This window comes from Candidatus Methanoprimaticola sp. MG2, assembly GCF_047501175.1.
Taxonomy (GTDB): domain Archaea; phylum Thermoplasmatota; class Thermoplasmata; order Methanomassiliicoccales; family Methanomethylophilaceae; genus Methanoprimaticola.
Window position 1 is genome coordinate 1 of sequence record NZ_JBEQWH010000009.1, and the last position, 18,658, is coordinate 18,658.

An 18,658-nucleotide genomic window follows, 5' to 3' on the forward strand; every position below is an offset into this window, starting at 1 on the left:
TTTTGAAGAAACAACCAGATTGAATTACAGAATCGAGGAATTAGGAAACACACTATACTGATAGGAAAGTTTTTTATATAAGCCCCTCATTCACGCAATCCTACAAGCCGCCGTAGCTCAGCAGGTAGAGCGTGTGACTGTTAATCACAAGGTCCTCGGTTCAAATCCGTGTGGCGGCGCCATTTCTTCTTTTCAACTGCACACCCATCATGTTCGGCCTTCGATCATCCGACATGTTTTTATGGTCCTCTGCATTGGGAGGGAACATCGGGCTCGTAGCTTAGGCAGGTAGAGCGTCTGGCTCATAACCAGATGGCCGTCGGTTCAAATCCGGCCGGGCCCACCATCCTTCTGACATCAACTGTGAGCGTCATCCGATCCCGAACGGACGTACCTCGCGGACTTCGTGTTCCCGTCCGCCTTCTCGATCAGCCCCTTCTTCCTCATGGTCTGAAGAAGATTCGTCGCCTTCACACGCAACTGTTCGGGCGACAGCTCCTTGGAGTCCCTGGCCGAGAGGATGTCCGCGACGTCGGCCCTCGTGACGGAGCCGTTCCTGTCCAGAAGGGACAGAACCGAATCCTCCTCCGTTCCGGTGACGAACGCGGACAGCACATCCTGTCCGGCACCCGAGGCTATGCAAGGAACGCCTCCGACCACCTCCACGAGACTCCGCCTCACGAGGGACCTGATCCTCTTCTCCGGCACGAATCTCTGCCGGGACAGACGGTCCAGGTCCATTATCGTCCTCAAATCCAGGTCCTCCCTTAGGTCCAGGACCCTGAAGTACGCCCCTGCCCTGATGCCCGAGAACCGGACGGCCACGCGATCGTCCAGGATGTCGAAGTCGGGCATAGAGAACCTGCGGGATGCCTGGGAGACGTACATCGAACGGATGCCCGTGCCCGATGCCGGGATGACCCCCAGACCGGCCATGGCCCCGACCAGGAACTGATTCCTGACAGGACGTGGCTGCGGAGCACCGGCGATGAACGACTCCGGCGACCTGGGCGGGAACGATCCCCTGCTGACCACGGTAACGGACTCGGCCTCCCTCTCGACTATGTCCACGGTCCCGCCGAGCGCGTAGTCCTGATGGGCGATGGCGTTGCGGACCGCCTCCAACAGGGAGGCGTTGCGATACGCGCTGACATGCCTGACATCGTCCCCGGACCCTATCGTGCAGGTCCAGTTGCGGACCATGGACACCGCCTGCGAGGAGGCCAGCAGCATAGGTCCGGCGAACGTCCTCGAATCCTGGACGTTCCCCTCCTGGTCCACGAGCCTCCAGCGCAGGGATACGGTCTGAGGGAGATACCCCACATCCTTCTTCCCCATCAGGATCAGCGATGCCACGGTCACCTTTCCCCTCTTGAAGACCCCGGCACGCGTGAGGAAGGTCTGATCGTCCCAGTCCTGGCTCTCGGCCGCCCGGTCGGGGAACCTCTCGCGGAACACGGCCCGGGCCGCCCGGATGGCACCCAGGTCCAGGGACCTGATGTTCAGATTGTTCACGACGTTCCCCGTCCAATCGTCGTACAGCCCAGGAGCATCCATGGACATACAACGCCACACACAGATATAATCTCATTCCATCTCATTAACTGATACCATCATGGCACCGAAACCCCCGTCCCATCCGTCAATGATTAAATACGAACGCACTCTGGACACACCAAAGGGTGGCCTTGGAGCCACCGGAGAACACGGAGGAAAGATTCGTGCCTGAAATCAAGATCGACATCAAATCACCGGAGTTCATCAGACTCCCTCGTGTACAGAAAGTCCTGACCGCATGCCTTCAGTGCGGATACTGCATCGATGTGTGCGAAGCGCACAACCAGACGCCGTGGGAGTCCGTCACCCCCAGGGGAAAGATCTACTACGTCAAACAGCTCGACGTCTCCGGAGTCGGTGCCATGGACGCGCTCCTCGGAAGGGAGGTCACCCTCAGCCCCGAGTTCGTCGATGCCATGTACAAGTGCACTGGATGCGGGAACTGTGAGGTCGTCTGCCACGCGAAGATCCACCTCGTGGACTTCTGGGAGGACATGAGGGCCTGGATCGTCAAGAACGGTGCCGGACCCCTCTCCGCGCACAAGGGGATGGCCGAGAAGGTCCGCAAGTACCACAACCCCTATGGGGAGTCCCCCGCCAAGAGGGACGCATGGTGGCCCGCGGATGTCGAGAGGGCCAAGGTCCCCGACGTCATATTCTTCGCCGGATGCACCGGATCGTACAGGATGCAGCACATCGCACAGGCGGGAGTCACCGTCCTGTCCCGTGCCGGCGTCAAGATGAACTGCCTCGGCGAGAAGGAGTGGTGCTGCTCGTCGCCCCTCATAAGGACCGGGAACCACGATGCATCCCTCGGATGCGCCGAGACCGTCGTCGAGAAGGCGGACGGGATGGGCGCGAAGGACATGGTCATGACCTGCTCCGGATGCTACAAGACCGTCAGCTCCGACTTCGGAAAGTACTACTCCAAGGTCGGTCAGAACGTCTACCACTTCTCCCAGTACGTCGAGCAGCTGATCAACGACAGGAAGCTTCCCCTGAACAACGAGTTCAACCACAAGGTCACCTACCACGACCCCTGCCACCTCGGAAGGCACTCCGGGGTCTACGACTCCCCCAGGAACGTCATCAAGAAGATCAAGGGGATCGAGTTCGTCGAGATGGAGAGGTCCAGGGAGAACTCCAGGTGCTGCGGAGCAGGCGGAGGATACAAGAGCCAGTTCAACGACTTCGCCACCGCTGTCGCCGTCGAGAGGATCCACGATGCCGAGGAGACGGGGGCCGACGTGCTCATCACCTGCTGCCCGTTCTGCGTCCTCAACCTGACCCAGGGGGCCAAGAAGTGCGGATCCAGCATCAAGGTCATGGACCTGTCCCAGGTCCTCCTCGAGGTCACCGCCCCCAAACAGGCGGAGCCCAAGCCCGCAGAGTGATCTGAATCAAAAGCCGGGGGATGCCCCCGGCACCATTTCTCATTCTCACATGCCCTTTCCAGACCTCTGCCCCGAACTCGTGTCGGCGTTGAATGAGAGGGGCATCACCGAGCCCACCCCGCCGCAGGCGGACGTCATACCGCGCATCCTGAAGGGAGGGAACATCCTGCTGGTGGCACCCACCGGCATAGGGAAGACGGAAGCCGCGATGCTCCCCATACTGAACACCATCCGTTCGACAAAGGGCAGCAGGACAGGTTTCAGGTGCATATACATCACCCCTCTGCGCGCCCTGAACAGGGACATGCTCCGGAGGATGGAGGAATACGGGAAGGCGCTGGGCATAACCGTGGGCGTGAGGCACGGGGACACGTCCCAGGCCGAGAGGAACGCACAGTCCCAGCATCCGCCCGAGATCCTTATCACCACCCCCGAGACACTGCAGGTCCTGTTCACGGGGAAGAGACTCCTGCAGCACCTGAAGGCCGTCGAATGGGTGGTCATCGACGAGATCCATGAGCTCTCCAACACCGAACGCGGGGCCCAGCTGAGCGTCGCACTCGAGAGACTGGCCCTGGTGGCAGGGGAATACCAGAGGATCGGCCTCTCGGCAACGGTCGGGGACCCCCAGCACGTCGCCAACTTCCTGGTTGGCCCCAGGAGACGGGTGGAGATCAGGAAGCACGACACGTTCCGCGAGTTCGACATCCATGTGGAGAGCCCGCCCGCGATGGACGACCCGAAGATCATCGACCGCCTGCAGGGGGATGCGGACATAATCGGGGTCATGGCACATGCCAGGAGGATAATCGAGGCGGGACAGTCCACACTGTTCTTCGTCAATACGAGGGAGACCGCAGAGTGGCTATCGGCGCGCTATCACCTATGGGACGAATCGTTCCCGATAGAGGTCCATCACGGGTCCCTCTCCAAGGAGACGAGGATGGAGGTGGAGGACCGTTTCAAGAGGGAGGACCTCAGAGCGCTGATCTGCACATCGTCCCTGGAGCTCGGGATCGACGTCGGGTCCACGGACATGGTCATCCAATACAACTCGCCGAGGCAGGTCTCGCGCATGATCCAGAGGGCCGGGAGGGCCGGACACCGCGTAGGGGAGAAGATACGCGCGAGGATCCTGGCGACTGCACCGGACGAGGTCGCAGAAGCGATGGTCATAGCCCGGAGATGCGACTCGAAGGAGTTGGAGTTCTGGGAGGGGCGCCCGTGCCCGCTTTCCGTCGTCGCCAACCAGCTGATAGCCATGACCATGTCCGGACAGACGGACATGGACACCGCGTTCCGCATATTCTCGGGCGCATGGCCTTTCAGGGACATATCCAGACAGGAGATCGGAGAGGTCCTGGAACAGCTCCGGTCCATCAAGCTGGTGTTCGTGGACGAAGGTGACACGTTCAAGAGGAGCCGCAAGGGGATGTCGTACTTCTACGAGAACATCTCGATGATACCCGATGAGCGCAGCTATCTCGTGCGCGACATCGGGACCAGGGCGATAATCGGGACCCTGGACGAGAGCTTCGTCGCATCGTTCGCCGAGGAGTACGCCATGTTCATCGCCAAGGGACGCACGTGGCGGATCGTGGAGATGCGCGAGGACGAGCTCCTCGTGGAGGAGGCCAGAGAGGTCGGGTCCGTGCCCAACTGGGTCGGTTCGGACATCCCCGTCCCCTATGAGGTCGCCATGGAGGTGGGCAGGATGCGCAGGCTGAGGAACTTCTCCGACTATCCGTGCGACGACGGATGCGTCTCGGTGGTGAGGAAGTACCTCGACGACCAGGACGAACGCTATGCCATGCCGACCGACAAGAGGGTCACGATCGAGGTCGGGGACCGTCTCGCGATAGTCAACTGCTGCTTCGGGAGCAGGGTGAACGAGACCCTCGGGAAGATATACTCGGCACTCCTGACCGCCCGTTTCGGGGAATCCGTCGGAATGACGGCCGACCCGTACAGGATAATACTCGAACTGCCCCGCAACATGAAGCGCGACGACATCGTCCAGACCATCACATCGGTGAAACCTGGGACCATAGAGGCGCTGTCGAGGATGACCATACTTAACTCGTCCTTCCTCAGATGGAGGTTCGTGTTCGTGGCCAAGAAGTTCGGGATCATCGAGAAGAATGCGGACCACCGCTTCATGAACTTCAGCAGACTGTTCGACCTGCACAGGGACACCCCTGCATACCGCGAGGCCGTCAGCAAGGTCCTGTGGGAGGACCTGGACATACCGAACACCGAGAAGGTGGTCTCTATGATGTCGTCCGGCGACATAGAGGTCGTCCCCGGAGGGATATCGTCCATAGGCCTCGAGGGGATAACCAGGTCCAAGGAGCTCATGCAGCCGGTGCGTGCGGACCACTCCATACTGATGGCCCTGAAGAAGAGACTGGAGGGCGAGACCCTTTTCGCCTCCTGCCTGAACTGCGGGTCTCAGACCAGGTTCAGGGTGGAGGATGCGCCGAAGAGGTTCGTATGCCCCCATTGCGGGGGGAACATGATCGCCGTCCTGAAAGGGTACGAGAGGGAGAACATAAAGCTCGTGAAGCACCAGGAGCTGTCCGAGCAGGAGAGGAAGGACCGTCTCCGCCTGTCCAGGAACGCGAACCTCGTGAACGAGCACGGGAAGCGTGCGGTGATCTGCCTGGCAGGCAGGGGCATAGGCCCGGATGCCGCGTCCAGGATCCTGAGGAGCATCCATGTCGACGAGGACGACTTCTATCGCGACATAATGAATGCCGAGATCCTCTATGCCAAGAACAAGAGGTTCTGGGACTGACCCGGGAACCCGAACCATCTACAGGCATGCTGCGAGATACCGTACGGAACCGGTCGACGGACCGCACGGGACGGAATTCATTTTATCTCGAACGAGCGCATCCGATTACCATGACCCCGAGATACGGACACATGCTTGTCCTATCCGCGAGCTTGATTGCGATGACGCTCATCGTCTCCTTGCCGGTATCCGCATCAGAGGACGCTTTCACGGTGGATGGCGTGGGATATTCGCAGACGGGACCTGCGGAAGTCACCGTGACCGGGGGCGACGGGATCAGAGACCTGGTCCTGACGGATGTCGTGACGCATGATGGCGTGTCGTACGACGTCATCTCCATCGAGGAAGGCGCGTTCTCTGGCGATACGGGACTGCGGTCCGTCACCGTGACCGGGATCCGCACCATAGGCGGAGGCGCGTTCGAAGGATGCACATCGTTGACAACGGCCGAGCTTGGAGAGGGGCTCGTATCGATACAATCGTACGCGTTCGCAAACACCGGCCTCAGGCAAGTATCGTTGCCATCCACGTTGGAGACCCTGGGAGATGCTGTGTTCGGCAACACGGACCATCTCCATACCATCTCCGTGGGGCCATCCAATCCGAACTACAGCTCCGAATCCGGTGCCCTGTATGACATGCGCGATCGGTCTCTGGTCAGATATCCGGTGGCCTCTCCTGCCACATCCTATGCGGTCCCCGCCGGTGCATTGTTCATATCGAACGGTGCGTTCCAGGGAGCTTCGAACCTTGTCTCGATAGACATACCGGGGAGCGTGGTACAGATCGGGGATTCGGCGATGTCCGACTGCCGGTCCCTGTTGGGCCTCGACCTTCCATCCGACCTTGCCGTCATAGGGCACATGGCATTCTCGAACAACGAATCCCTGCGCTCCGTCACCGTACCCGGGTCACTGATGGATGTCGGCGACATGCTGTTCTACCAATGCCCTTCGCTCACGGACGTCGTACTGGGCGAAGGCCTCACGGTCATAACGGCGGACATGTTCGGCGAGTGCCCGTCCCTGACGGGTGTGACCCTGCCTGGGTCCCTGACGATGATCATGGACGGTGCATTCTCATACTGCTCGGCCATGACGGACATCATCATACCTGCCAACGTGTTCGCGATAGGGGAGTCCGTGTTCACCGGATGCCGGAGCCTCCAGTCGATAGACGTGGACCCTGCCAACCAATCGTTCCACTCGGAACAGGGGTCGCTGATCGGTACCCTGGACGGTAGATTCGTCCAATACCCCCTCGGCAACGACGCCGAGGACTACACTGTCCCGTCCGGGGTGAAAACGATCGGGAGCCATGCGTTCTCGGGATCAGCCCTTCGGACGGTGACACTGCCCGAGGGTGTGCTGAACATGGAATCTGGAGCGTTCAGCCAATCTGCGATAGAGAACATCGCCCTTCCGCACAGCCTGTCCGCGATAGGCCCCTACGCGTTCGAACACTGCGAGGGACTGTCCACGATAATAATCCCGGCCGCGGTGTCGAGCATAGGACAGTCTGCGTTCCTCGGATGCTCGTCCCTGGGATCCATCCATGTGGAATGGGCCAACAGGCACTACATGTCCGAGGACGGCGTGCTCTTCACCGAGGACGGCAAGACCCTCGTCCAATTCCCGGGCGGCAAGTCCGAGAAGGTGTATTTCGTCCCGGCGGAGACCGAGGCGATCGAACCATATGCGTTCTCCATGTGCTACGGTCTGATGGCCATCGACGTGGAGGAGGGGAATCCCAAATACTCATCGGCGAACGGCGTCCTCACCGACAAGAGCGGCAGCACCCTCATCCAGATACCTTCGGGAATGGTCGGGGAATACCGCGTACCCGAAGCCATAGGGCACATCCAGAGCCTTGCCATCTACGGATGCTACGACATAAGTCTGACATTCTACAGGGCGGATGTGCAATTCGACGTCATGTCCCTCTGCGTAGGCAACGACATCCGCCAGGCGACGCTCGAGATCCGCGGGCCTTCCGGACTGCAGATCCCGGAATCGGCATACGATGTCAACACGACCGTGGAGCTCAACAAGGATGTCGAACGTGACGATACCGTGAGCATCGCCCTCGGCATAGCCGTCACGCTGTTCGCCCTGGTGACATCCGTGATGCTATTCTCCAGGAGAAGGACATGAGCCTCAACTCCGTTGAAGGGATCATCGGACTGAGACAGTCCTTCCGTAACATCAGGGACAACATCCCGTTCCTTCGCTCCATGGTCATAAGGGACCTCAAAGGGAGATACCAGAGCACCAAGATCGGACTGCTGTGGCACATAGTGGCACCGGCGATTACGGTCGTGCTCATCTACGTCCTGTTCACATCCCTCCGCACGTATCTGGACCCGGACTATTGGGTGTTCATCGTGTCCGGACTGATCCCGTTCATGTTCTTCAGGAACGGTCCCTCCAGGGGATCTACGGCCATCCTGTCCAGATCGGGGATGGTCAAGAAGATGGCGTTCCCGAGGGAATTGGTGGTCATGGCGCAACTCATCGACTCCCTGATATCGCTCTCGATATCCTACGCCATCATGCTCATCGTGGTCCTGATGACCGGACACGATGTGCCCCTGCGCTGCATGCTGTACAGTGTCCCCGTGATCTACCTGTCCGCGGTCTTCGTGGCGGGTACGATGCTCATCGTATCCTCCCTGGCGGTGTACTTCCGCGACTTCCAGTTCCTGATAAACAGCATGGCCAGGGTAATGTTCTGGGTGACACCGGTCATGTTCGCGGCAGAATCCGTCAGCGGGATCATGTCCACGCTCCTGGCGATAAATCCCGTGACATACTACGTCGAATGCTTCCATGCGCTCGTATACTACGGTCGCCTGCCCCAGCCCGAGACCGTTCTGATGTGCATACTGTTCTCGGCGGCGATATTCCTGGTCGGCCTGTTCGTATTCAACCGCCTGAAGGGAAGATTCGCGGAGGTGCTGTGAGATGCGGGACCATATGTCTGATCGGGCGATAGAGGTCGAAGGACTGGTGAAGTCGTTCAGGATCGCGGACCCCGATGGAGACCGTCGTGTCCTGAGCGGTCGGAAGACCGCGGAACACAGGGTCATAGACGGCATGGACCTGTCGGTGGGCAAAGGCGGGATCCTGGGCATCATCGGCGGCAATGGGGCTGGGAAGAGCACCTTTCTGAAGCTTCTGACCGGGATATTGGAACCCGACGAGGGTTCCATACGCATGGACGGGAAGGTCGCGAGCATACTGGAGCTCGGCATGGGCTTCCACCAGGACCTCTCCGGAAGGGAGAACATAGCGCTGAAATGCGGATACTACGGGATGGGGCGGAATGAGACCACCGAGGCCGTAGACAGGATAATCGAATACTCGGAGCTTGGAACGTTCATAGACAGCCCCGTGAAGACATACTCGTCCGGAATGAACGCCCGCCTGGCATTCTCGGTCATGATGTGCGTGGATGCGGAGATCATGATCGTTGACGAGATAATGAGCGTCGGCGACCTCACGTTCTCGATGAAGTCCAAGGGACATTTCAGAAGGATGAAGGATGCCGGTAAGACCGTGGTCCTCACCTCCCACAACATGAGGACCATAGAGACCCTCTGCGACAGAGTGGTCTGGCTCGAATCGGGGAAGGTGAGGATGGACGGGGACCCGACAACGGTGTGCTCCTCATACAGGTTCTTCATGTCCGAAAGCGACGATGTCATCGAGAAGATGGCCCATGCAGGGGTAGCCGATGCGGAATATCGCCATGGGCACACACTCCTCTATCGCGACGGCGATGAGACCTCATACCGTGAATACCTCCAGAGGGCCTCCAAGGGAGGGTGCGCCCCTGCGATGCGCGAGTACGGGGACATCCGCCTGTCCGAGGGGGATGTCGAAGAGGCCGTCCGTCATTACGCCTCTGCGGCATCCCTCAGGGACGCCGATGCGGCCCGCAGACACGCTGTTCTCGAAGGCGGGATGATCGAGGATATCCGCAGACTCGACGGGTTGTATGATGGCCTGGACGGTAGATACGGCCCGTTCCTGAAGTACAACCATGCCCTGCTCCTGCTGAGGGCCGGTACAGGCGGCATGGACGTTGCCAAAGCACTGCAGCTGTTGGAGGATGCGTATGCCCACGGAAGCCTGGATGCAGGCCATCAACTGGCACAGATGCACCTTCGCGGCACGGGCGTACCCCGGTCCATGGACAGGGCCGTATCCATCATGGAGGACGTTGCAAGGAAGGGACACACACGGTCGCAGACGCAACTGGCGCAGATGTTCATGGATGGGGATGCGGTCAGACGTGACACCGCGCATTCTTTCGAGTTCTATCTCATGGCGGCCGAGAACGGGGACCGCAATGCACAATGCAAGGTGGCGGACATGTACCGCGAAGGGATCGGCACCGACAAGGACATGGATTCCGCACGCGAATGGTACCGGATTTACGCCTGCTCCTGTATAGTGGACCAGATCATCTCAGCTGCAAAGGCGGTCGAAGCACCGGGATCGGGATTCGACATGACTGCCGATGAACTGTACGACATGGCGGCGATCACATCCAACAGGAGAGCGGCGAGGCAGATCCGTCAGGCGAGGGCCGGGCCCGTCAGGACGTCCCTGATGAAGGACGAATCCCTCCGGAAGGATCCTGAAAAGGCGTTCAGACTGTTCTCCGAGCTGGCAGCGTCAGGAGATGCGGAGGCCACCCTGGCCCTGGCCATGATGTACAAGGACGGGATCTACGTCGAACCGGACACAGAGATGTACCGCTCCAATGTCAGAACTGCCGCGATGCTCGGCAACAAGGATGCCAAGGCGATGGTGGAGAGATGGGAGAGGCGGAAGGACAGGCGCAAGGCCGCCAAAGCCAACCGCTCTGCGAACGGGAATGACGGGAACCGATCGATCAGACGACCCTGTTGGTCACCGAACCGACGCCTTTGACCGTGGCCGTGACGACATCCCCCGGCCTGATCTCCGAGACTCCCTCCGGGGTGCCGGTTATGAGGATGTCCCCCTCGTCCATCGTCATGTAACCTGTGACATAGGATATCAGAGCAGGTATCGGGAAGATCATGTCGCGGGTATTGCCGCTCTGCCTTACCTCGCCGTTCACGGTCAGTTCCAGGTCGAGGTCCTGCAGGTCGCCGACAGAGCCCACGGACACGGGCTCGGACATCGGCCCGAATGTGTCCATTCCCTTGCTGAGGTCCCATGAGTTCCCTTCGGAACGGGCCTGGGACTGCATGTCCCTGGCGGACACGTCGTTGAAGACGGCGACATGCGAGACATAGGACAACGCATCCTCCTCGGATGCGCCCTTGCAGCGTCTCCCGAAGACCAGTGCGAGCTCGATCTCGTGCTGGACGTTCGTCACGCCCTCCGGGATGACGATCTCGTCTCTGTCCCCGACGATGCAGCTGGACGGCTTCAGGAACACGGTAGGGACCTTCGGCAGGGAAGATCCGAGCTCATTGACGTGAGAACAGTAGTTCCATCCTATGCAGACGATCTTGCCGCACTTCATGTGCGGTCAATCCGTGATCGCCGATATCAAATGAGCGTTGCCGCCCGACAACGGGCCTGGGACATCGGACATCCGGGTCAGAAGTTCCCGCCCTTCGCGACGAAATCGGGCTTCTTCTCTTCCACTTCCGGCTTCTTCAGCGTCTTCCCGGACCTGCCGTAATACCCCTGGCAGACGACATACACCTCGGAGGAAGTGGGCCTGGATGCATCCGGGGAATGGACCTTGACGGACTGGAACCTTGGCTTCAGCTCATCCATGAGTGACTGGAAGAGGTCGCCCATGAACACCTTCATCACGAGCTTCCCCTCTTTCTTCAGGACACGGTCGCACACGTCGACAGCGAACATGCACAGATTGATGGACCTCGCATGGTCCATGGAGTATTGGCCGGCTATGTTCGGGGCCATGTCGGACAGGACGACATCCGCCTTGCCTCCGAACCTGTCCATGAGCTCGATCATGGTGGAATCCTCGGTTATGTCGCCGATGAAGGTCTCGACGCCCTCGATCGGTTTGATGTACCTGAGATCCACCCCGATGACCTTCCCGTTCGGCCATGTGCGCTCCTGAGCCACCTGGAGCCATCCTCCCGGGCAGGCCCCGAGGTCGACGACGCGGTCCCCCTCCTTGAAGATGCCGAAACGGTTGTCGATCTGGATGAGCTTGAAGGATGCCCTGGAGCGGTAGTTCAGCTTCTTGGCGAGCTTGTAGTAGTGCTCGTTCCTCCTCTCGGACACCCAACGGTCATGCAGATCGGCCATGGTGACCTCCATGAATGTTGCGGATATCTATCTTTTGGGTAGCGCCCCGCGGATGGCGGAACGGTAGCCATAATTACGGTGTGGCCATCGCACCTTCGGATGTGGAGCATCGGTAGGATCAGATTCGACAGCAGGACCGTCCTGGGACCCATGTCGGGGTTCACGTCCAGGAGCTACAGGGAGTTCATGGCCGGCTTCGGTCCGGCCGTGGCCGTGACCGAGATGGTCTCGTCCAAGGGCCTGCTCCACGACCCGGTCGCATCCGAGAGGTTCGTCTCCTCCCCCAAGGGGTGCCCGACCGGCGTCCAGGTCTTTGGCGGGGAGCCTGACATCGTGGCCAAGGGGGCTGCGAAGGCCATGGAGATTAATCCGGACCTTCTCTTCGTGGATGTCAATATGGGATGTCCGGTCCCGAAGGTCATCCGCAGCGGATCCGGATCGGCGCTGATGAGGGACCCGCGCAAGTGCGGGGATGTCGTGAAGGCCGTGAAGGATGCCGTAGACGTCCCGGTCACGGCCAAGATCCGTCTTGGCGGGACGGATGAGACGATGAACTTCAGAGAGGTCATAGACGAGCTGCTGAAGGCGGACGTGGATGCCGTCACGGTGCATGCCAGGACGGTGGACCAGCGCTATGCCGGCAGGTCCAGACCGGAATTCATCAGGAACCTTGGCAGGGAGATCCCCGTCCCCCTGATCGTGTCCGGGGACATCTACTCGGCGGACGACGCGCTCAGAGCCATCGAGGTCACGGATGCGGAAGGGATCATGATCGCCCGCGGAGGCGTCGGCAACCCGTTCCTGATCGCACAGGTCAACAGTCTCCTGGACCGCGGGATCGAGCTCCCTGACCCGACGATGAGGGAGCAGTCCGAATGGTGCCTCCACCTCATGGACATGACCATCGACGAGCTAGGCGACAAGATGGGCCTTGCAAGGCTCAGGAGCCTCGTCCCGAAGTTCCTGGCGGGATGCAGATACAGCCGCGAGTACCGCAGGGCGGTGACCGACCCGGGGACGGACTACGAGGGGATGCGTGGATTCGTCGTGAGGATGGCCGACGAGCTAGGCGACGAACGGCGCAGATGCGAAGGCACCGGCCTCCGTCTGGAGGACCGAACGGCGATGAAACCTGCTTAATATCACGCTCTCGCTACACCTGTCAGATGGACCTGTTCGAGATAACCCGCAAGAACATGCTGGAGAGGGAGGCCCCTCTCGCGAGCAGGATGCGCCCCCGGACCCTTGACGAGGTCGTCGGCCAGGAGCACATCATCGGTCCGGACAGACTTCTTTCCCGGGCGATACGCGCGGACCGCATCGGATCCCTGATCTTCTACGGGCCCCCCGGCACCGGGAAGACCACCCTGGCGCAGGTCATCGCCAACACCACCCACGCCCGGTTCGTGCAGATCAATGCGACGACCGCAGGCAAGAAGGACATGGAGGAGGCCGTGCAGAAGGCCAAGGATGCCCTCGGCATGGACGAAAGGAAGACCATCCTCTTCGTCGACGAGATCCATCGCTTCAACAAGGCCCAACAGGACTTCCTGCTCCCGTTCGTGGAGGATGGGACACTCACGTTGATCGGCGCGACCACCGAGAACCCATATTTCGAGGTCAACCGCGCACTGGTGTCCCGGTCCAGGGTGTTCGAGCTCAGACCGCTGACCCAGACGGGTCTGGAAAAGCTCCTCAGAAGGGCCATCATGGATGAACGCGGCCTGGGGAAGATGGACGTGAGGGTGGACGAGGACGCGATATCGTTCCTGTCCGACATGGCCAACGGCGACGCCCGCGCCGCGCTGAACGCCCTGGAGCTGGGTGCCCTCACGACCTCCCCGGGCGAGGACGGCGCCATCGTCATCACCAAGGACATCGCCGCGGAATGCATCCAGAGACGCGTCCTGAACTACGACAAGGACGGGGACAACCACTACGACACCGTGTCCGCATTCATCAAGAGCATGCGCGGGTCGGACCCGGATGCTGCCGTGTACTATCTCGCGAGGATGCTCTATGCGGGAGAGGATGTGAAGTTCATCGCACGCAGGATAATGATCTGTGCCGCAGAGGATGTAGGGAATGCGGACCCACAGGCGCTGGTCGTGGCCGTCGCCGCGTCCGAGGCGGTCGAGCGCATAGGCATGCCGGAGTCCCAGATCATCCTGTCCCAGGCGGCGTCGTATGTCGCCTGCGCCCCCAAGAGCAACTCCGCCTGCAAGGCGATATTCGATGCCATGGACTCCGTCAGGACGGAGCCGACCGGCGGGGTCCCCCTGCATCTGAGGGACTCCCACTACTCCGGTGCGAAGGACCTCGGCAGAGGCGTGACATACAGATACCCGCATGACTACGGGAATCATTACGTAGAGCAACAGTACCTCCCCGATGAGCTGAAGGACAGGAGATTCTACGTACCGTCCGACAACGGATACGAGCGCGGGATCAGGATGTGGCTGGAGAGAATCGGGAAGTACTCCAAGAAGGACTGAGATGAGCACGGCCGAAGCCACCAGGGACCTCAAGGTGATGCTGGGTGACCCGAAGAAGGCCATCCTGGCGATGTCGGGTCCGCTCATAGTCTCGTTCCTGGTGGTGCAGCTGAACAGTTTCGCCGACACCACATGGTGCTCCCTCCTGGGCGTGGCGCCCAACTCCGCCGTGTCGACGATCGCACCGATATACTGGATAATCGCAGGGATAGGGACCGGACTGGGGGTGGGAGCGTCCACTGCCATAGCCAGGCATCTGGGCAGAGGGGAGAAGGACACCGCGGACAGCCTGGTGACCCAGACCATCGCCACCGGGGCGATCGTGTCCTTGATCGCCATCCCGATCATCTATGTCCTGATCGACCTCTCGATATCATTCATGGGCGCCGATGACGTCAGGGACCTCTGCAGGGAATACATAGACCCCATCGTGATCCTTGGGATGCCCATAATCATGAGCGAGGTCATGGCAGGGATACTAAGGGCGGAGGGCGCGGCCAGGAGGAGCACAGTCATGCTACTCGTCGCCGCCCTGCTGAACATCGCGCTGGACCCGATATTCATGTTCGGCCTGGACCTGGGCATAGCGGGCGCAGGCTGGGCCACGTCCATATCCGCACTAGTCTCGACGATGGTCGGACTGTGGTGGTTCGCAAGGGGGACCGTGTACCTGAACATGTCCTTCAAAGGGTTCAGGTTCAAGCCAGACCAGATCCGCGAAATCCTGTTCGTCGGCATCCCCAAGGCCACGGAGTCCTTCCTGATCAGCCTCATGTCCATGGTGCAGAGGATATTCGTCGTCCTCTGTGCGGGAACGGTCGGGGTCCTGCTCTACAACAGCCCGTGGAGGTTCGTATCGCTGGCACAGGTCGTGTCCCAGGCGACGGGCTCTGCGCTCATACCCATCGCATCCGCGGCATTGGGTCAGGACGATGTCGGAAGGGCGGCCGTCGCGAACAGGTACACGGTCAGGCTCACGATGGCGATAATGGTCGTGATATCCGCACTGCTCTTCGTCTTCGCGGACTATGCGGTCATACCGTTCACGCTGTCGGAGTCCATGGCCGAGCTCCGTCCGATGCTCGCGCATGTCCTGAGGATATACGCCCTGGTGATACCGTTCATGGGATTGATCGACATCGGGTCATCGATACTGCAGTCCCTGCGCCTGGCCCAGATGTCCATGGTTCTCGCGTTCCTGAGGAACCTGTTCCTGGTCGTCATGCTGTTCTTCTCCTACACCGTATCGCTCGACGCGCTGTTCTACAGCGTCCTGGCAACCGAGGTGTTCGGGGGACTGTCGATGATCGCCGTCGCGGCGTATGAGTTCAAAAAGAAGACCCGGACGCCTGCCTGAGAGGGGACATCCTAATATCCCCCCTCGGCATTGCTCAGGACGGTTAGTCAGATGAGCGGATGGACGTACGCCAAATCAGGAGTTAACATCGATCAGAAGTCAGAGGCGATCAAGGCTCTGGTGGACGAGGTCAGCTACAAGAGGACGGGACTGGGACAGATGGTCCGCATCCCCGGACTCTTCGCAAGCCTCATAGACTTCGGCGACAGGTACATCACCCTTGCCACCGACGGGGTCGGTTCCAAGCTCATGATAGCGGAGGAGCTCGACAAATGGGACACGGTCGGAATCGACTGCATCGCCATGAACGTCAACGACACCATCTGCGTCAATTCGGAACCCACGTCGTTCGTGGACTACATCGCCATCGATAAGCCCAACCCCCGCATAACCGAGGAGATCGGTAAGGGACTCCAGAAAGGGGCCGAGCTGTCCGATATGGAGATCGTCGGGGGCGAGATCGCGGTCCTGCCCGAGATCATCAACGGAGTGGACCTGTCCGGCACCTGCATGGGATACGTCGAGAAGGACAGGGTCATCACCGGGGAGAACTGCGCCGAAGGGGATCTCATCATCGGACTCGAGTCCTCCGGAGTGCACTCCAATGGGCTCACCCTATGCAGGAAGGTCCTCGAAGGCAACAACATCGCGCTCACGGACCATGTCCCCGGAGTAGACAAGACCGTCGGATTGGAACTCCTCACACCCACGGAGATCTATGTCAGACAGGTCCTGGACATCACCAGGAACCACGAGGTCCATGGACTCATAGACATCACCGGCGGCGGACTCAGGAACATCCTCAGGATGAGGAAAGGATTGAAGTACATCATCTCCGACCCCATCAGGCCCGCGCCCATATTCACCGCGCTGCAGGAGATCGGCGAGATAACCACACAGGAGATCTACCAGACCCTCAACATGAGCATGGGATTCACCATCGTCGCACCCGCCGATGACGCCGAGGAGATCGTCAAGGAGAGCTCCAACGCCAAGATCGTCGGAAGGGTCGAGAAGGGGACCGGCGTCCTATTGGAACCGGACAACATCCTGTACGACCACTATTGATCACAAAGGGGCCTCGGCCCCTGTATTTCTCCACAAGACCGGGGCCGGAAGGCGTTAGGAAAGGGACTGCGTCCCATGTTTGTCACTCGATCGAGTCCTTCCAGTCATCCGAGATGCTCTCATCGCAGCGGACATGCGCGGCCATGTTCTCGACGACATCGTAGGACCTTCTCACGGCCCTACCGTTCGCGGAGTATGTCGCGGCACGGTTACGGTCGATCCCGATGCTCTCCGCAACGGATTCGGCGTCTATGTTCGCTCCGAGGAAGACAAACTCCCATCCGATCCCCCTGCGTGCGGTGATCATCCTCTTCACCGCATCGTAGGTGTATTCCCTGCTGGAATTCTCCATGCCGTCGGTGATGATCACGACCATGGTCTTGGACGGTCTCATGAAGTCCGCCATCCTCTTGTACTTCGCATCCACATCCACGAGCGTACGGCCCACCGCATCCAACAATGCGGTGCATCCGCGCGCATAATAGACCGATGACGTCAACGGCTCCACCTTGTTCAGATCCTCCCCGTTGCAGAGGACCTCATAACTGTCATCGAAGAGGACGGTGGTCACCATCGCCTTTCCCGGCAGCCCCTTCTGCTTCTTCAGGAGGGAATTGTACCCTCCGATCGTGTCCTCCGCGAGAGCGTCCATACTTCCGCTGCGGTCGAGGATGAAGACGAGTTCTGTAACATCGTTGTCAGACATGATCCCTCCTTGAAAGGATGCTGCGCAGACATCCAATCAATTGTCTGATTGCGTTTCATATATAATGTTTTCACCATAAAAACGATGAGAACGGATACGAATGTGTTGATTCGATACGAATCAGATGAGATTCAGCCTTGCGCCGAGGGCACCGCAGACCGCGCCGAGGGCCGTGGCAGTCTCGAGGGAGAATCCCCCGGGCGTTATGTCCAGGTTGTATCTCGGGATCGACATGACGTTCTTGGGGACGCCGTGCGGACCGATGCCGAACAGGAGCGTTATGCTCTGTCCCCTCTCGACCATCCCGACGGTCTCCTCCAGGGAGACCTGCTTCTTGGGATCGGTCCTGCAGGTCGTGAGGATCACCTCGCCGAGCTGCGGCGGGAACCCCTTCCCGGGGTACGGGAAGCAATTGAAGCGTCCGGCCTCCGCCATCTCCATGAAGTTCTTGCCGTTGCCCCCGATGGTTGTCGTCCCTGCGACCCACTCGGCGATCTCCTTCGGCGTACGGGCGTTCTCCGGGATCGGGAAGCCGAAGAGCGCGAGTCCCATGTCATAGGCCCTGGCCAAGTCTCCCGCGCGGGCGATGACGCGCCTGTGTGGTTCCCTGAAGTTCTGGTCGTAGGAATTGTAGAGCCCTATCGTGATCCTTCCGCGTCCCATCGTCTCGTCCTCCTGCGCCCCGCGATCGCATAACGGTCGCCGTCCATGAATATCTCGTACTCGGGATACTCGGACTGGAGACGGACCATCTCGGCCATCACCTGTGAAAGGGTCAGGTCGCAGGTCTTGATGTCTATGAAAACGCGATCCGGTTCCATGCGGAGCTCCTGAAAGTGTTATGGAAGAAAGTCATGGTGCCGTGAGCCGGGCTCGAACCAGCGACTTCAAGATCTTCAGTCTTGCACTCTCCCAACTGAGTTACCACGGCGTGAATCGCCCTTAAGGGCATCCTGTTTATAAGGTTTTTGAGAGGTCGGCACGGTCCGCCGACCTC

General features: G+C 59.9%; 15 protein-coding genes and 3 tRNA genes. 11 read left to right on the top strand and 7 right to left on the bottom strand.

Going from position 1 to position 18,658, the window contains the following annotated elements:
• Positions 1-106: 106 nt before the first annotated feature.
• Both V5D86_RS07355 and V5D86_RS07360 read left to right on the top strand, forming a co-directional pair.
• Positions 107-182 (top strand) — tRNA-Asn (locus V5D86_RS07355).
• An 87-nt stretch (positions 183-269) separates the two neighbouring features.
• Positions 270-346 (top strand) — tRNA-Ile (locus V5D86_RS07360).
• Between the two features lie 11 nt (positions 347-357).
• Here the strand turns inward: V5D86_RS07360 and V5D86_RS07365 are convergent.
• The gene (locus V5D86_RS07365; protein WP_414596039.1) at positions 358-1,557 is read right to left on the bottom strand and encodes a hypothetical protein; all 1,200 of its coding nucleotides are present in this window, start codon (positions 1,555-1,557) and stop codon (positions 358-360) included.
• Between the two features lie 164 nt (positions 1,558-1,721).
• On the opposite strand from V5D86_RS07365, the gene V5D86_RS07370 reads away from it, so the two are divergent.
• From V5D86_RS07370 to V5D86_RS07390, 5 genes are all read left to right on the top strand, one after another.
• On the top strand, positions 1,722-2,951 hold the full coding sequence (locus V5D86_RS07370) for a (Fe-S)-binding protein (protein ID WP_414596040.1): 1,230 nt from the start codon (positions 1,722-1,724) through the stop codon (positions 2,949-2,951).
• Positions 2,952-3,000: 49 nt separating this feature from the next.
• A complete protein-coding gene (locus tag V5D86_RS07375; RefSeq protein ID WP_414596041.1) occupies positions 3,001-5,748 on the top strand; it encodes a DEAD/DEAH box helicase in 2,748 nt (915 codons plus the stop codon).
• Positions 5,749-5,858: 110 nt separating this feature from the next.
• Positions 5,859-7,901: a leucine-rich repeat protein gene (locus V5D86_RS07380; protein ID WP_414596042.1), complete on the top strand. Its 2,043-nt coding sequence runs from the start codon at positions 5,859-5,861 to the stop codon at positions 7,899-7,901.
• Positions 7,898-8,710: an ABC transporter permease gene (locus V5D86_RS07385; protein ID WP_414596043.1), complete on the top strand. Its 813-nt coding sequence runs from the start codon at positions 7,898-7,900 to the stop codon at positions 8,708-8,710. The genes V5D86_RS07380 and V5D86_RS07385 overlap by 4 nt, the downstream gene beginning before the upstream one ends.
• 1 nt (position 8,711) lies before the next feature.
• A complete protein-coding gene (locus V5D86_RS07390) occupies positions 8,712-10,688 on the top strand; it encodes an ATP-binding cassette domain-containing protein (RefSeq protein ID WP_414596044.1) in 1,977 nt (658 codons plus the stop codon).
• Here the strand turns inward: V5D86_RS07390 and V5D86_RS07395 are convergent.
• Together V5D86_RS07395 and V5D86_RS07400 are read right to left on the bottom strand one after the other, a co-directional pair.
• Positions 10,651-11,271 carry a fumarylacetoacetate hydrolase family protein gene (locus V5D86_RS07395; protein ID WP_414596045.1) on the bottom strand — a complete coding sequence of 207 codons (621 nt, stop codon included), beginning with the start codon at positions 11,269-11,271 and terminating at the stop codon, positions 10,651-10,653. The genes V5D86_RS07390 and V5D86_RS07395 overlap by 38 nt on opposite strands.
• Before the next feature lie 77 nt (positions 11,272-11,348).
• A complete protein-coding gene (locus tag V5D86_RS07400) occupies positions 11,349-12,035 on the bottom strand; it encodes an RlmE family RNA methyltransferase (protein WP_414596046.1) in 687 nt (228 codons plus the stop codon).
• Between the two features lie 99 nt (positions 12,036-12,134).
• Between V5D86_RS07400 and V5D86_RS07405 the strand changes: the two genes are divergently transcribed.
• From V5D86_RS07405 to purM, 4 genes are read left to right on the top strand one after another with little or no spacing between them, the layout of a single operon-like run.
• Entirely contained in the window at positions 12,135-13,175 is a 1,041-nt protein-coding gene (locus V5D86_RS07405; protein ID WP_414596047.1) for a tRNA dihydrouridine synthase, read from the top strand.
• A gap of 26 nt (positions 13,176-13,201) precedes the next feature.
• Positions 13,202-14,530: a replication-associated recombination protein A gene (locus V5D86_RS07410; RefSeq protein WP_414596048.1), complete on the top strand. Its 1,329-nt coding sequence runs from the start codon at positions 13,202-13,204 to the stop codon at positions 14,528-14,530.
• A gap of 1 nt (position 14,531) precedes the next feature.
• The gene (locus V5D86_RS07415) at positions 14,532-15,887 is read left to right on the top strand and encodes an MATE family efflux transporter (protein WP_414596049.1); all 1,356 of its coding nucleotides are present in this window, start codon (positions 14,532-14,534) and stop codon (positions 15,885-15,887) included.
• Between the two features lie 51 nt (positions 15,888-15,938).
• A complete protein-coding gene (purM, locus tag V5D86_RS07420; RefSeq protein WP_414596050.1) occupies positions 15,939-16,955 on the top strand; it encodes a phosphoribosylformylglycinamidine cyclo-ligase in 1,017 nt (338 codons plus the stop codon).
• Between the two features lie 82 nt (positions 16,956-17,037).
• Here purM and V5D86_RS07425 read toward each other — a convergent pair whose 3' ends face one another.
• The 4 genes from V5D86_RS07425 to V5D86_RS07440 all read right to left on the bottom strand — a co-directional run bounded on the left by V5D86_RS07425 (position 17,038) and on the right by V5D86_RS07440 (position 18,592).
• On the bottom strand, positions 17,038-17,661 hold the full coding sequence (locus V5D86_RS07425) for a vWA domain-containing protein (protein WP_414596051.1): 624 nt from the start codon (positions 17,659-17,661) through the stop codon (positions 17,038-17,040).
• 120 nt (positions 17,662-17,781) lie between these two features.
• A complete protein-coding gene (locus V5D86_RS07430) occupies positions 17,782-18,324 on the bottom strand; it encodes a DUF531 family protein (RefSeq protein WP_414596052.1) in 543 nt (180 codons plus the stop codon).
• The gene (locus V5D86_RS07435) at positions 18,300-18,482 is read right to left on the bottom strand and encodes a hypothetical protein (protein WP_414596053.1); all 183 of its coding nucleotides are present in this window, start codon (positions 18,480-18,482) and stop codon (positions 18,300-18,302) included. Before V5D86_RS07435 ends, V5D86_RS07430 begins: the two co-directional genes overlap by 25 nt.
• A gap of 34 nt (positions 18,483-18,516) precedes the next feature.
• Positions 18,517-18,592, bottom strand: a tRNA-Phe gene (locus tag V5D86_RS07440).
• Positions 18,593-18,658 lie beyond the last annotated feature (66 nt).